The following is a 14,714-nucleotide window of genomic DNA, read 5'->3' as shown; positions in this document are numbered from 1 at the left end:
CACCGCCCGCGGACGGCGCCGGATACGGTGCCCGTGTGCGCATCGACCTGCACGCCCACTCGTCGGCGTCCGACGGCACCCAGACCCCCGCCGAGCTGGTCGCCGCGGCGGCGGCCGCGGGGCTCGACGTCGTGGCGCTCACCGACCACGACACGACGGTCGGCTGGGACGCCGCCGCGCGCGCCGCGCGCGACGTGGGCATCGCCCTGGTGCGCGGCACCGAGGTCTCCGCGCGGTGGCGCGGGGTCAGCGTCCACCTGCTGTCCTACCTGCAGGACCCCACGCACGAGGCGCTCGTGCGCGAGCTCGAGCGCACGCGCGACGCGCGCCTCGGCCGGGCCCGGCGGATGGTCGAGCTGCTCGCCAGGGACGTGCCGATCACGTGGCAGGACGTCGTCGCGCAGTCGGACGACGCCGTGACGGTCGGGCGGCCGCACATCGCCGACGCGCTCGTCGCGAACGGGGTCGTGCCGACCCGCGACGCCGCGTTCGCGCGGCTGCTGCGCGCCGACGGCCCGTACCACGTGCCTCACTACGCCCCGGACGCGGCCGACGCGGTGCGCGCGATCGTCGCGGCCGGCGGGGTCCCCGTGTTCGCGCACCCGGGCGCCGACGCGCGCGGGCGCATCGTCCCCGACGAGACGTTCGACGAGCTCGCGGCAGCGGGCCTCGTCGGGCTCGAGGTCCATCACCGCGACCACTCACCCGCCCAGCGCGAGCGCCTCACCGCGCTCGCGGGCCGGCTCGGGCTGCTCGTCACGGGTGGCAGCGACTATCACGGTGCAGGAAAGCTGAACGAGCTGGGGGAGAATCTCACCCGGCCGGAGACCCTGGCCGCGATCGAGGAGCGTGGCACGAGTGAAGTCGTCCGGTGAGCAGACCAGCGCGCTGAACAAGGCGGTGCGGTGATGGAGTTCGTCGACCTGAGGTTGTTCTCCTCGGTGTTCATCACGCTGTTCGTGATCATGGACCCGCCCGGGACCGTGCCGATCTTCCTCGGCCTGACGGGCGCGATGACGCGCAAGCAGCGGAACAAGGCGGCCTGGCAGGCCGTGGCCGTCGCCCTCGGCGTGATCGTCTCGTTCGCCGTGTTCGGCCAGTCGATCCTGTCGTACATGCACATCTCGCTCGCGGCGCTGCAGGCCTCGGGCGGGCTCCTGCTGCTGCTCGTCGCGATGGAGCTGCTGACCGGGAAGATGGAGGAGGCCCAGGCCTCCCCGAACAACAAGGTCAACGTCGCGCTCGTGCCGCTCGGCACGCCGCTGCTCGCCGGGCCGGGCGCGATCGTCGCGACGATGGTCTTCGTCAAGCAGACCGACGGCACGGCAGCCGACGTGCTCGCGATCGCGCTCGCGGTCGTCGCCGTGCACGTGTGCCTGTATCTGTCGATGCGGTTCGCCAACCTCATCCACCGGGTACTCAAGGACTCCGGGACCATCCTCGTGACCCGCATCGCCGGTCTGCTGCTCGCCGCGATCGCGGTCCAGCTCATCGCCGACGCGGTCACGGCGTTCATCCAGGACGCCTGAGGCTCGGACCCGAGCCACCCGCGCACGACGACGCCCCCGGGCCGCCAGGCGGCTCGGGGGCGTCGTGGGTTCGTGCGGGGTGTCAGGCCTGCTCGGGCGCCGCAGCGGCGTCGGCGGGGCGACCGCCGCGCGTGCGACGACGGTTGCGCGACCGGGGCGCACGGGCCTCGCCCGAGCCCGGCTCGCCCGCGGCGGCACCGTCGGTCCCCGCCGTCGGGCGCTCGTTCGCGCCGGAGTCGGCGGTCGTCGTGCCGGCGTCGGCGCCGCCGGCCGCACCGCGCCCACGGCCGCCACGACGACGGCGACGACCCTCGCCGGAGCGCTCGCCCGTGCCGTCCTCGCGGGGCTCACGCGGTTCGCGCGGCTCCCGCGGCGCACGTGCCTCGCGCGGCTCGCCCGACGACGACCCACGGCCACCGCGGCCCGAGTCGCGTCCGCGCTCGCCGCTCTGGCCGCGACCGGCCGACGTGCCACCCTGACGGGTGCGCTTGCCGGTCTCGCCGAGGTCCTCGAGCGTCTCCGCGGCCAGGCCCTCGCGGGTCTGCTGCGACTTCGGCAGGCGTCCCTTGACACCCTCGGGGATGTCGAGGTCCGTGTGGATGTGCGGCGAGCTCGAGTACGTCTCGACCGGGTCGGGGATCCCGATGCCGAGCGCCTTGTCGATCAGGCCCCAGCGCGGCGTGTCGTCCCAGTCGACGAACGTGACAGCCGTGCCCTTGTTGCCCGCGCGGCCCGTACGGCCGGTGCGGTGCAGGTACGTCTTCTCGTCCTCGGGGCACTGGTAGTTGACGACGTGCGTGACGTCCTCGACGTCGATGCCGCGCGCGGCGACGTCGGTCGCGACGAGCACGTCGACCTTGCCGTGGCGGAACGCGCGCAGCGCCTGCTCGCGCGCGCCCTGGCCCAGGTCGCCGTGCAGCGCGCCGGCGGCGAAGCCGCGCTCGTTGAGCTCGTCGGCCACCTTGGCTGCCGTGCGCTTGGTGCGTGCGAACACGATCGTCAGGCCGCGGCCACGTGCCTGCAGGATGCGCGCGAGGAGCTCGACCTTGTCGAGCGCGTGCGCACGGTACGCGACCTGCTTGATGTTCTTGACGGTCTGGCTGCCGTCGTCGTCGGGGTCCTGCGCGCGGATGTGCGTGGGCTGCGACATGTAGCGGCGGGCCATCGCGACGACCGGGCCGGGCATCGTCGCCGAGAAGAGCATGGTGTGGCGCGTCGCCGGGGTCGCCGCGAGCAGCGTCTCGACGTCGGGCAGGAAGCCCAGGTCGAGCATCTCGTCGGCCTCGTCGAGCACGACGGTGCGCACGTGCGAGAGGTCGAGGTGGCGCTGCTTGAGCATGTCGATCATGCGGCCGGGCGTCCCGACGACGACGTCGACGCCCGAGTTCAGCGCGTCGATCTGCGGCTCGTACGCGCGGCCGCCGTAGACCTGCACGACGCGCACCGCACGCCGCGCGGACGCGGTCGCGAGGTCGCCCGCGACCTGCACCGCGAGCTCACGCGTCGGCACGACGACGAGCGCCTGGGGCTTGCCCGGCGCGCGCAGCTGGTCGTAGCCCTCCTCGTCGCGCGCGACGATGCGGTTGAGCAGCGGGACACCGAAGCCGAGGGTCTTGCCGGTACCGGTCTTGGCCTGGCCGATGATGTCGTGCCCGGACAGCGCGACCGGCAGGGTCATCGCCTGGATGGGGAACGGGTGCGTGATGCCCGCGTCGGCGAGGGCCTGGACGATCTCGGGCCGGACGTCGAAGTCGGCGAACGAGGCGTCCACGGCCTGCACCGACGACGCGGTGCTGACGAGCGGGCGGGTCGAGGGGGCGGCGAGCGCCGAGGCGTGCTCGCTCGTGGGGGCGCTCTCGGGCGCGTCGAGGGTGCCGAGCTCGTCGGCGGGCAGGTGCGTGTTGGTCACGTTGGACTCTTCGGTGCAGGTGGCGGGCACGCGCGGTCCGGGTCGGGCGTCGCCGTCAGGGGACGGGTCGCGCGCGCCGGGCGCTGCGGAGGCGCCACAGGTGGCCGGCAGCCGATCGCGGATTTCGACTCGCGGACGACGCCCCGAGCGGGGCAGTGCGAGATGGTCGTGGCCGACCGGGCAACCGATGTACCCCACCAGCGTAGCCGACGAGCGTGCCGTCCCGGCCGGTGCCGCTCGTCACACGCCGCGTCGCGGCTGGCCCGTCGTGCGCGTGGGTGACGGGCGAGACACCGCCAACCAGGCCACCCGGGCGCGACCCGCTCTACGATCGACGGATGAGCAACGCCGCCGAGCCCACGCCCACCGACGCGCCGTCGACCTCGTCGCCGCAGCCGGCGACCGCGCCCCAGGCCAGCACGGCGGACGTCCTGGAGCTGCTCGGCCTCGTCGCCCAGCTCGAGCACGTGGCGTTCATGCGCCTCGCGTCGGACTGCGCGATCGCGCCCGACGCCGTGCAGGCGCTCGCCCTGTCCCGGTTCGCCGCCGCGGCCGTCGAGCGCCGCGACCGCGTGCTCGCGCGCGTCAGCGAGCTCGGTGCCGACCCGGCCGCGGTCATGGGGCAGTTCGACGACGTGCTCAGCGAGTTCGACGCCCGCACGCAGCCGAGCACGTGGTGGGAGCGGCTGCTCAAGGCGTACGTGGGCTACGGCGTGGCGGACGACTTCTGCCGGCTCGCGGCGCAGGGTCTCGACGACCGCTCGCGCACCGTGGTGCTCGAGGTCCTCGACGACGCGTCGCACGCCGAGCTCGCAGTCGCCGAGCTGGACGCAGCCGGCTCGGGGGACGGGGCGCTCTCGTCGCGGCTCGCGCTGTGGGGCCGCCGGCTCGTCGGTGAGGCGCTCGGCACGGTGCAGCGACTGCTCACGCAGCGCCCCGGCCTGGAGCGCCTCGTGCGCGCGGGCTCGGTGCAGGAGCCGGATCAGTCCGACGCCGCCCAGCAGGCACAGGTGACCGGTGCGGCCACGCCCAACGCGCCCGCGAAGATCTTCGGCGAGCTCACCGCGCAGCACACGCGTCGCATGAGCCGCCTCGGCCTCACAGCCTGATCGTCCCGCCCCTCGGGGCACGAGCGGTCGTCGGCGGGAGCCCGCCCGAGGGTCCTCGGACGAGCCCCGCCGCAGCGCCCGTCAGATGGAGCCGAAGCCCACGCGCGGCTTGGTCTCGGCGCCGATCTCGACGTACGCGAGCGTCGCGGTCGGCACGACCACGCGACGGCCCTTGCTGTCCGTGAGCTCGAGCGCGGACTTGCCGGCGAGAGCGGCGGCGATCGCGGCGGACACCTCGTCGGCCGTCTGGTCGCTCTCCAGGGCGATCTCCCGCGTCACGTTCTGCACGCCGATCGTGATCTCCACGCCGTTCCTCCCGTCGTCGGCCACCGCGGCCGTACGCCGACGATCCTAGGCCGGTGCGCCGCGCGGCTCGCGCGTGTCCGCGACCAGCGAAAACCGGTGGGTTCGCCGCCTCGTCGTCGGCCCGCGTCCGCGCGTCAGCGGCGCGACGTCACTCGTCGTACTCGAGGTCGGGGCGCAGCAGGCCCTGGACGCCCGCCCACGCGAGCCGCGTCACCAGGTCGACCGCGTGCTCGGGGTCAGGTGCGTCCGGGCTGCGCAGGCGGTGCGTGGCCGCACCCTGCGCGAGCGAGATCAGCGAGACCGCGACGACCGTGCAGTCCTGCGGCGGCAGCCCCGTCACGCGCTCGAGCACCGCGGCGCACCGCTGTGCGGCCACCGACGACGCGTGCTCGACCCGCGCGCGCACGTCGTCGTCGTGCGTCACGTCGGACTCGAACAGCAGGCCCGAGGACTCGCCCGCGACCTCGACGAAGGTCATGTAGGCCCGCACGATCGCGGCGATGACCGCCTGACCGTCCCCGCGGTGCACCGGACCCTGCTCGATCGGCTGCACGGCCTCCTCGACCGCGCCCAGCAGGTCGGCACCGCACCGGTCGACGACCGCGAGGTAGAGGTCGAGCTTCGACGGGAAGTGGCGGTACAGGACCGGCTTGCTCACGAGCGCGCGGTCCGCGATGTCGTCCATCGAGACGTGGTGGAAACCCTCGATCGAGAACAGCTCCTGCGCGATCGCGAGGACCTGAGCACGCCGCTCGCCGCCCGACATCCGCACGCTGCGCGGACGAGGCGTCGAGGCGTTCGAGTGCTCGGCCATGCGGCGCATGCTAGCCATCGAACGTTTCATCAGTGCGACGATGTCCGCATGAGCCAGGCGACCGTGCACCGATCGGGTGACCCGCGCCGCGGCCGTGGACCCACCCGGAGGTCGCGGCGCGCCGCCGCGCGCACCCGTCGTCGGGGTCTGGCCGCGCTGGTCACCGCGACGGCGCTCGTCGCCGGGGCCGGGACGGGATGGGCCGTGGCGGGCTCGTCGCGCGCGGGATCCGCAGCGGTGGCGAGCATCGCCGAGGCGACCTCGCTCGTGGTGGCCGACGACGTGCAGCGGGTGCGCTCGTCCGCGGTCGCGCGCGGCGACGGCCACCGTGACGTCCCGACCGAGCTCCCGACGCCCGTGGCGGCGCCGTCCGACCTCGACGCGTCGCTCAGCGCGGGACGCGAGCCGGTCCCGGCCGTGACGCTGCCGCCGGGGCTCACCGCCGACGACCTCGCGGCCGGGCTGCTGGGGCGCGACGTGCCCGTGAGTGCGTCGGGTGATCTCGTCGTCGTGCCGGGGTCCGCGAGCGGGCCGGGCACCGGCGCGGTCAAGCGCGTGCGGGTCGAGGTCGAGGGCGGGCTCGCGGTCGACGGCGAGCGGTTCGCGGCGTTCGTCATGGCGACGCTGAACGACCCGCGCGGCTGGGGGGCCGACGGCTCGGTGTCGTTCGACCGCACCGACTCCGACGCCGACCTGCGCGTGGTGCTCGCCTCGCCGGACCTCGTCGACGAGCTGTGCGCGCCGCTGGCGACCAACGGCAAGGTCTCGTGCGGCCGCAACGGGCACGCGGTGCTCAACCTGCTGCGCTGGGTCGAGGGGTCGCCGGCGTACGGCGACGCGCTCTCGCCGTACCGGAACTACCTCGTGAACCACGAGGTCGGGCACCTGCTCGGCCACCCGCACCAGCGGTGCCCCGGCCCGGGTCAGGTCGCACCGCTCATGCAGCAGCAGTCGTACAGCGTCACCCCGTGCACGCCGAACCCCTGGCCGCACCCCGAGAGCTAGTGCGCGGCTCGAGTGAGTGGTGCCCGTGCTGCGGTCTGGGTGAGCGGTGCCGGTGCGGTCGGTGTGGGTGGGGCGTGATGGGATGCGGGGCGTGACCACGAACGCGCCCGTGCTGCGCCGGCCCGCGTTCGCGGACGGGCCCGGCTGGGGCCCCGGCGCGTCGGTCGAGCTGGACGAGGTGCAGCGGGCCGCGGTCGCGTGGGCGCGTGACGTGGGCGCCGGCCGTGCCGGGGCGGACGACGAGCGCGCGCTCCTGGTCCTCGGCGCACCCGGCACCGGTCGGTCGACGGTCGCGCTCGAGGCCGCGGTCGCCGCGGTGCACGCGGGCCTGCGCCCCGACGAGCTCCTGGTGCTCGCGGCGACGCGACGCGGTGCGGCGGACCTGCGGGACCGGCTCGCGGCGCGCCTACCGGTCACGTCCGGCCGGCCCCTGGTCCAGACTCCCGCAGCGGCAGCGTTCGCGGTGCTCCGAGCGCGTGCGGTCTGGCTCGGGGAGCACCCACCCACGCTCGTGTCCGGCCCCGAGCAGGACCTGGTGCTCGCCGAGCTGCTCGCAGGGCACGCGGCCGGTGAGGGCGCGGCGATCGACTGGCCGCCCCGTGTGCGCGCCGAGGCACTCGGTGTGCGCGCCTTCCGCGACGAGCTGCGCGACCTGCTGATGCGGGCCGCCGAACGCGGGCTGGGGCCGGCCGAGCTCGACGCGCTCGGCCGCGAGCACGGCCGGCCGCAGTGGTCGGCGGCCGCGCAGGTCTACACCGAGTACCTCGACGTGCTCGACCTGCGTGCGGGCACGCCCGATGCGGGGACGCGTCTCGACCCCGCGGTCGTCGTGGCCGAGGCGGCGCGCGTGCTCGCGTCGTGGGAGCGGGACGTCCCGGGTGCGCGCGCGCCGGGCTGGCGGCTGGTCGTCGTGGACGACCACCAGGAGAGCACCTCGGCCACCGCGGCGTTCCTGTCGGTCCTGGCGGACCGAGGCGCACGCCTGCTCCTGACGGCGGACCCGGACACCGCCGTGCAGACGTTCCGCGGCGCCGAGCCGTCGCTCGTCGCACGGTCCACGTCGCCGCGCGGGCCGGGCGTGGGCGAGCTGGGCGCGCGACGGCTCGTCCTGCCGGTCGCGTGGCGGCACGCCGGCGCGCTGCGCACGGTCGTCGAGCGCGTCGCCGACCGGATCGGCACGGTCGGCGTCGCCGCGCACCGCAGGCCGGCTCCCGGCCGACCCACGGATCCGGCATCGCCCGAGGCCGTGCGGGTCGCGATCCTGCCGAGCGGTGCGCAGGAGGCCGCGTTCGTGGCGCGCGAGCTGCGGCGTGCGCACCTGCACGACGGGGTCGCGTGGGAGCGGATGGCCGTGATCGCGCGCTCGGGTGCGCAGGTGACCGCGCTGCGGCGGGCGCTCGCCGGCGCCGCCGTCCCGGTCACCGTCCTCGGCAGCGACGTGCCCCTGCGCGACGAGCCGGCGGTACGGCCCCTGCTGGACGCGATGGCCGTGGCGTGCGGGACGGCCGAGCTCGACGCGGTGCTCGCGGCCCGGCTCGCGTGCTCGCCCTTGGGCGCGCTCGATCCCGTCGGCCTGCGCCGCGCACGGCGCGCGCTGCGGGCCGAGGAGCTCGCGGGCGGCGGTGGTCGCACGAGCGACGCGTTGCTCGTCGAGGTGCTCGACGAGCCCGGGCGCGCCGCGACCCTGCCGCCGACCGTGGCCGGGCCGCTCGAGCGGCTCGCGCGCGTGCTGCAGGCGGGGCGGGCCGCTGCCGCACGGTCCGGTGCCGACGCCCAGGGGGTCCTGTGGGCGCTGTGGGACGCGGCCGAGTGTGCCGAGCCGTGGCGCCGCGCAGCGCTCACGGGCGGGGCGGCCGGCGAGCGCGCGGACCGTGACCTCGACGCGGTCGTCGCGCTGTTCCGCGCCGCCGAGACGTTCGTCGAGCGCATGCCGCGCACGTCGCCGGGCGCGTTCGTCGACTGGCTGCGGTCGCAGGACCTGCCGTCGGACTCGCTCGCGCCACGGGCACGCCGGGCGGCGGTCTCGGTGCTCACGCCCGCGGGTGCGGCCGGCGGCGAGTGGGACGTGGTCGCGGTCGCGGGCGTGCAGGACGGCGTGTGGCCGGACCTGCGCCTGCGGGACTCGCTGCTCGGCGCCCAGGCGCTCGTCGACGTCGTCTCCGGCAGGTCCGCGCAGGGCTCGTCGGTGCCGGACGCCCGCGCGGCCGTGCTGGCCGACGAGCTGCGCTCGTTCGCGGTCGCCGTCTCGCGTGCACGTCGCTCGCTCGTCGTGACGGCCGTCGCGGACGCCGACCAGCAGCCGTCGCCGTTCGTCGACCTCGTCGAGCCGCCCGGGGCGGAGGCCGACCACCGGCGCACGCAGGTCGAGCCCGCGCTCGACCTGCGCGGGCTCGTGGCACAGCTGCGGGCCACGCTCGAGGCGGCCGCGCAGCAGGGCGTGGAGCCGGACGCGGGGGCCGTGCCGGCGCTCGCGGACCTGGCCGCGCGCGGCGTGCCGGGAGCGGACCCGAGCCGCTGGCACGGGCTCGCCGAGCCCAGCAGCACCGCCCCGCTGTACGCACCCGACGAGCCCGTGCGCGTCTCGCCGTCGAAGCTCGAGACAGCGCACCGGTGCGCGCTGCGCTGGGCGCTCGAGGCCGCGGGCGGCAGCGCCGGGACGAGCGGTGGGCAGTCGCTGGGCACGCTGGTGCACGAGATCGCCCAGGCGCACCCGAATGGCACGCACGCCGAGCTCGCCGCGGCGCTCGACGAGCGCTGGGACACCCTCGGGCTCGGCTCGGGCTGGCCCGCGCGCGCGACGCGCGCGAAGGCGGACGCGATGATCGAACGCCTCGCCGGCTACCTCAAGGGCGCGGGTGAGGCGCTCCTGGTCGAGTCGGACTTCCGGCTGCGCACCGAGCGCGCACTGGTGCGCGGCAGCGCCGACCGCATCGAACGCGACCTCGAGCACCCCGACCAGGTCCGGGTCGTCGACCTCAAGACGGGCGCGAGCCCGCCGTCGAAGGACCAGTCGGCGCAGAACCCGCAGCTCGGCGCGTACCAGCTCGCGGTCGACGCGGGGGCGTTCGCGGCGCTGCCGCCCGGCACGACGAGCGCGGGTGCGCAGCTCGTGTACCTCGGGACCGGCAAGACTGGCGCCGTGCGCGAGCAGGAGGCGCTGGGACCCGAGGAGGACGGGCCGTCGTGGGCGCGCACGCTCGTCGACGAGGTCGCGGAGAAGATGGCGGGCTCGGCGTTCACCGCGACGGCGAACGACCAGTGCGACCGTTGCCCGGTGCGTCGCTCGTGCCCCGTGCGGGCCGAGGGCGGACAGGTGGTCGCGTGACGGACACGACGCAGACCTCGGCGGCCCGGGCCACGGTGCCCGAGGGGCCGGTGCCTGACGGGCCGGTGCGCGAGGGGCTGGCGCACGACGCGCTGGTCCCGGGGCCTCGCGCGCCCGAGCCGGTCGAGACCGGTGTGCCGCTCGTGGGAGCGGAGCAGATCGCGCGCCTGCTGGGACGCGACCTTCCGACCGCGGAGCAGCGCCGCATCATCGAGGCACCGCTCGAGCCGGTGCTCGTCGTCGCCGGTGCGGGCTCGGGCAAGACCGAGACGATGGCGGGCCGGGTCGTGTGGCTCGTCGCGAACGGACTCGTCGAGCCGCAGCAGGTCCTCGGGCTCACGTTCACCCGCAAGGCGGCGGGCGAGCTCGCCGAGCGCGTGCGGCTGCGGCTGCGGCGCCTCGCGCGTGCCGCGGCGGAGGCCGGCGTCGTGCTGCCGGGGCGGGCGCACCTCGACGACGACGTGCTGGGCGGGCGCCCGACGATCTCGACGTACAACGCGTACGCGGCCTCGCTCGTGCGGGACCACGCGCTGCGGCTCGGCATCGACCCGTCCGCGCGCCTGCTCGGCGAGGCCGCGCAGTGGCAGCTCGCGAGCGAGGTCGTCGAGGCGTGGCAGGAGGACCTGGAGATCGACGCCGCGGTGTCGACCGTCGTCGAGGCGGTGCTCTCGCTGTCGGGCGCGCTCGACGAGCACCTGCTCGACCCGGCGGCGGCGCAGGACGGCATCGCGCGGATCTGCGAGGACATCGCGGCGACCCCCGCGGGCGAACCTCCGCGCGCGCCGTACGCGGAGGTGACGCGGCTCGTCGGCTCGCTCGCGCAGCGTTCGCGCCTGCTCGACGTGGTGGCCGCCTACCGGGCACGCAAGCGCGCGAGCGACGCGATCGACTTCGGCGACCAGGTCGCGCTCGCCGCGCGCCTCGCACGTGAGGTGCCCGAGGTCGGCGCCGCGGAGCGCGACCGGTTCGCGGTCGTGCTGCTCGACGAGTACCAGGACACGTCGTACGCGCAGCTGTCGTTGCTGTCGGGGCTGTTCGGCGACGGCCACCCCGTCATCGCGGTGGGCGACCCCCACCAGTCGATCTACGGGTGGCGCGGCGCGAGCGCGGGCGGCCTCGAGCGCTTTCCCACGACGTTCCGGCGTGCCCCGGCCCACGGTGGGGGACCGGCCGAGGTGCTCGCGCTGTCCACGTCGTGGCGCAACGACGTCGCGGTGCTCGACGCCGCGAACCTCGTGGCCGCGCCGCTGCGCGCGGGCGCGACGCGCGTCGCCGTCCCCGAGCTCGCCGCCCGCCCGACCGCGGGGCCCGGCCGGGTCGACGCGCTCCTGACGCCCACGGTCCTGGACGAGGCGCAGGCCGTCGCCGAGTTCGTCGCTGCGCACTGGCGGGCCGCGGGTCACGGCCCGGGCGGCGGGCGGGTCAGCGCCGCGGTGCTGTGCCGCAAGCGGTCGCAGTTCGGCGCGCTGCGCCGGGCGCTGCGGGCCCAGGGGCTGCCGGTCGAGGTCGTCGGGCTCGGCGGGCTGCTGTCGACGCCGGAGGTCGTGGACGTGGTGGCGGCTCTGCAGGCGGCGTACGACCCGTTGCGCGGCGACGCGCTCGTGCGGCTCGTCACCGGGGCGCGCACCCGCCTCGGGGCGTCCGACCTGCACGCGCTCGCGGCGTGGGCCGCCGAGCTCGCGGGGCAGCGTTCGGGCCGGGCACCGGGCGTGGAGGTCGACGTGATCGACGAGCGCAGCATCGTCGACGCGCTCGACGACCTCCCTCGCCCGGGATGGCGCAGCGTGGACGGCCGCTCGCTGAGCGATGCCGGCCGCGCCCGGCTCGGCGAGCTCGCGGCGCTGCTGCGCACGCTGCGCGCGCACGCGTACCTCGCGGTGCCGGACCTGGTGGCCGAGGCCGAGCGCCTGCTGGACCTCGACATCGAGGTCGCGGCGCGCGCGAGAGTGGGTGTGGGCCGCGCGCGAGCGCACCTGGACGCGTTCCGCGACGTGGCGGTCGACTTCGCCCGCTCGGTCGACGCGCCGACCCTCGGGGGCTTCCTGTCCTGGCTCGAGGCCGCCGACGCCCGCGAGAACGGTCTCGAGATGCCGGTCACCGAGCCGGATGCGGACGCGGTCCAGCTCATCACCATCCACGCGGCCAAGGGCCTCGAGTGGGACGTCGTGGCGGTCGCGGGGCTCGTCGACGGCGTGCTGCCCGCAACCGCGACTCAGGGCAAGGAGGGACCGAAGGACTCAGCGTGGCTCGTCGGCCTGGGCGAGCTGCCCTACCCGCTGCGCGGCGACGTCGACGACCTGCCCCAGCTCGCCTACGCGGGAGCGGAGAGCCCGAAGGAGCTCGAGGAGCGCCGCAAGCAGTTCCTGCGCGACGCGGGCGAGCACGAGGTCGCCGAGGAGCGCCGCCTCGCCTACGTGGCGCTGACCCGCGCCAAGAGCCGCCTGCTGCTGACCGGTGCGTGGTGGGGCGACGGCAAGACCGTGCGACGACCCTCGACGTTCCTCCTCGAGCTCGCCGAGGCGGGCCTCGTCGACACCGAGGGGTGGGCGGGGGAGCCCGCCGCGGGCGAGGCCAACCCGGCCGCGAGCCAGGTGGTGACGGGCGTCTGGCCGGCTGACCCGTTCGCGCTGGAGGACGGCCCTGGCCGGCGGCCCGCGGTCGAACAGGCCGCGGGGTGGGTGCGCGCGGCGCTCGCCGACGCGCGTGGGGAGTCGGCGGGCGACGAGCGGTCCCCGTGGGAGACCCTGGCCCGCACGTTGCTCGACGAGCAGCGGGCCGCGCGCCAGTCGTCGGGAGTGGTCGAGCTCCCCTCGCACCTGTCGGCGTCCGCGCTCGTGCGGCTCGGCGCTGACGCGGGCGAGTTCGCGCGCGGGCTGCGCCGGCCGGTCCCGCCCGAGCCGTCCGGCCGCGCGCGGCTCGGCACGCGGTTCCACGCATGGGTCGAGGGCTACTTCGGCGCGGCCACGCTCGTCGACCTCGACGCTCTCCCGGGGGCGGAGGACGACGACCTGGACGGTCCCGACGACGTCGACGTCGACGAGGCGCGCCTGCGCGCTGCGTTCCTCGCCTCACCGTGGGCGGACCGCCGACCGCTGGAGATCGAGGCCGACGTCGAGACGCACGTGGCGGGGTACGTGCTGCGCTCGCGGATCGACGCGGTCTTCCCGGCGGCAGTGGGCGACCCGGTCGATCAGGGCGGCGTCGTCGTCGTGGACTGGAAGACGGGCGCTCCGCCGCGCGACGAGGCGACGCGCGCGGCGCGGGAGCTGCAGCTCGCCGTGTACCGACTCGCGTGGTCACGCCGGTCGGGGACGCCGCTCGACCGGGTCGCCGCCGCGTTCCACTACGTCGCGAGCGGCGAGACCGTGTGGCCCGCGCGCCTGCTCGGCGAGCGCGAGATCGCCGACCTGCTCGTCGCGGTCACGGAACCGGCCTGACGCCTCGCATCACGGCCCTGGGCCGGCCGCATGCGTGAGGCGGGGCCACCTGTGACCGGGACTCACCCGTGAGGCGGGCGCAGCAGTGACGTGGGCTCAGGCGTACGACGAGACCGCGGCGACCGGGGCGGTGGGTGCCTCGTCGTGCCAGATGTTCTCGGCCGGCGTCGTGCGCGTGTGCTCGTCGAGGTCCTCGAGCATGGCCACGGCGTCCGCGACGACGTCCTCGTTGCCTGCCCGCACGCCGTACAGCAGCCACCGCGCCAGCGCGAGCTCACCCGCGAGCAGAGCGCGCTCGGTCAGGTGCGGGTCGAGCAGCTCGGTGCGGCGCAGCTGGTACGCCTCGAGGATCGAGTCCGCGGCGTCCGGCGGCGCGGCGACGAGCAGCCACGACAGGTCGTCGGCGGGGTCGGCCACGCTCGCGTCACCCCAGTGCAGGATGCCGCTGACCTCACCGCCGCGCACGAGGATGCGCTCGTTGGTCAGGTCGCCGTGCACCACCGTGGGACGGAACCGCCACAGCGCGACGTCCTCGAGGCGCTCCTCCCACCGGCGCAGCAGCGTGGGCGGGACCTTGCCGGTGCGGGCGGCCTCGTCGACCTCGGCCTGCCGCCGCTGGCGGTACTCGCCCGCGTCGTAGACCGGCAGGCCGGCGTTCTCGACGACGTTCGTCGGCAGCTCGTGGACCGCGGCGATCGCTCGCCCCAGCGACGCGCACAGGCCCGGTCCGGGCTCGAGGTCGGCCACGTCGAGCGTGTGGCCGGGGATCTCGGCGTGCACCGCGGCGCGGCCGCCCTCGGGCAGGTGCGCGAAGCCGACGGGCGCGGGCACCGCGAACGGGAGGGTGCCGTCGTGCACGGCGCGGTCCAGGCCGGCGAGGAGCTCGACCTCGGCCTCGAGCGCGGCGCCTGCGGCGGCGTGCACGGGGGCCCGCACGACCCAGCGTCCCCGGGCGGCGTCCACGACGACCGCGATGTCGAAGTCGGTCCCGGGGTGCGCGGGTCGCCGGACGTCGAAGGCGTCCAGGCCCGGCACGGCCACCGTGGCCAGGGCGGCGAGGGCGAGCGGGGATCGAGGCACGTGCTCAGCGTAGGCGGCGCGCGGCGCGGACACGTGCACACGCCGCGGCGTGTCCGTCCCATTCGTCCTGACTTGATGATCGCGCGGCCGTAGGTCGTCGGTGCCTCGAGGTCACGGCGTCGCCGGGCGGACGCGGGAGCCGCGCGCGGTGCGCGGGCGCCACGGACGCGCGGCGCCACGACGGGGCCACGGACGCCGCG

At 76.1% G+C, this 14,714-nt stretch carries 10 protein-coding genes; 6 read left to right on the top strand and 4 right to left on the bottom strand.

What is annotated here, in order from left to right; translation table 11 throughout:
* Positions 1 to 35 precede the first annotated feature (35 nt).
* Together CGE01nite_RS06750 and CGE01nite_RS06745 are read left to right on the top strand one after the other, a co-directional pair.
* The gene (locus CGE01nite_RS06750) at positions 36 to 875 is read left to right on the top strand and encodes a PHP domain-containing protein (protein ID WP_141369794.1); all 840 of its coding nucleotides are present in this window, start codon (positions 36 to 38) and stop codon (positions 873 to 875) included.
* A 33-nt stretch (positions 876 to 908) separates the two neighbouring features.
* On the top strand, positions 909 to 1,529 hold the full coding sequence (locus CGE01nite_RS06745; protein ID WP_048343591.1) for a MarC family protein: 621 nt from the start codon (positions 909 to 911) through the stop codon (positions 1,527 to 1,529).
* Between the two features lie 82 nt (positions 1,530 to 1,611).
* Here the strand turns inward: CGE01nite_RS06745 and CGE01nite_RS06740 are convergent, their stop codons facing one another.
* Complete coding sequence (locus tag CGE01nite_RS06740) at positions 1,612 to 3,438, bottom strand: DEAD/DEAH box helicase (protein ID WP_371857573.1); 1,827 nt, start codon at positions 3,436 to 3,438, stop codon at positions 1,612 to 1,614.
* Between the two features lie 338 nt (positions 3,439 to 3,776).
* On the opposite strand from CGE01nite_RS06740, the gene CGE01nite_RS06735 reads away from it, so the two are divergent.
* Entirely contained in the window at positions 3,777 to 4,547 is a 771-nt protein-coding gene (locus tag CGE01nite_RS06735; protein WP_141369792.1) for a ferritin-like fold-containing protein, read from the top strand.
* Positions 4,548 to 4,628: 81 nt separating this feature from the next.
* On the opposite strand, the gene CGE01nite_RS06730 is transcribed toward CGE01nite_RS06735, so the two are convergent.
* Together CGE01nite_RS06730 and CGE01nite_RS06725 are read right to left on the bottom strand one after the other, a co-directional pair.
* Complete coding sequence (locus CGE01nite_RS06730) at positions 4,629 to 4,853, bottom strand: DUF3107 domain-containing protein (protein ID WP_048342481.1); 225 nt, start codon at positions 4,851 to 4,853, stop codon at positions 4,629 to 4,631.
* Positions 4,854 to 5,001: 148 nt separating this feature from the next.
* Positions 5,002 to 5,667: a TetR/AcrR family transcriptional regulator gene (locus CGE01nite_RS06725; RefSeq protein WP_053071590.1), complete on the bottom strand. Its 666-nt coding sequence runs from the start codon at positions 5,665 to 5,667 to the stop codon at positions 5,002 to 5,004.
* A gap of 48 nt (positions 5,668 to 5,715) precedes the next feature.
* Here CGE01nite_RS06725 and CGE01nite_RS06720 point away from each other — a divergent pair, with 48 nt between their 5' ends.
* The 3 genes from CGE01nite_RS06720 to CGE01nite_RS06710 all read left to right on the top strand — a co-directional run bounded on the left by CGE01nite_RS06720 (position 5,716) and on the right by CGE01nite_RS06710 (position 13,434).
* The gene (locus CGE01nite_RS06720) at positions 5,716 to 6,672 is read left to right on the top strand and encodes a DUF3152 domain-containing protein (RefSeq protein WP_141369790.1); all 957 of its coding nucleotides are present in this window, start codon (positions 5,716 to 5,718) and stop codon (positions 6,670 to 6,672) included.
* A gap of 91 nt (positions 6,673 to 6,763) precedes the next feature.
* Entirely contained in the window at positions 6,764 to 9,997 is a 3,234-nt protein-coding gene (locus CGE01nite_RS06715; RefSeq protein ID WP_229747378.1) for a UrvD/REP family ATP-dependent DNA helicase, read from the top strand.
* Between the two features lie 92 nt (positions 9,998 to 10,089).
* Positions 10,090 to 13,434, top strand: a complete 3,345-nt coding sequence (locus CGE01nite_RS06710) for an ATP-dependent DNA helicase (RefSeq protein WP_443090453.1) — start codon at positions 10,090 to 10,092, stop codon at positions 13,432 to 13,434.
* A gap of 96 nt (positions 13,435 to 13,530) precedes the next feature.
* Here CGE01nite_RS06710 and CGE01nite_RS06705 read toward each other — a convergent pair whose 3' ends face one another.
* Entirely contained in the window at positions 13,531 to 14,514 is a 984-nt protein-coding gene (locus tag CGE01nite_RS06705; RefSeq protein WP_141369786.1) for a phosphotransferase, read from the bottom strand.
* Positions 14,515 to 14,714 lie beyond the last annotated feature (200 nt).

This window comes from Cellulomonas gelida (genome assembly GCF_006538725.1).
GTDB lineage: Bacteria > Actinomycetota > Actinomycetes > Actinomycetales > Cellulomonadaceae > Cellulomonas > Cellulomonas gelida.
Note: the sequence above shows the minus strand (reverse complement) of the source record. Positions and strands in the feature narration are given on the sequence as shown.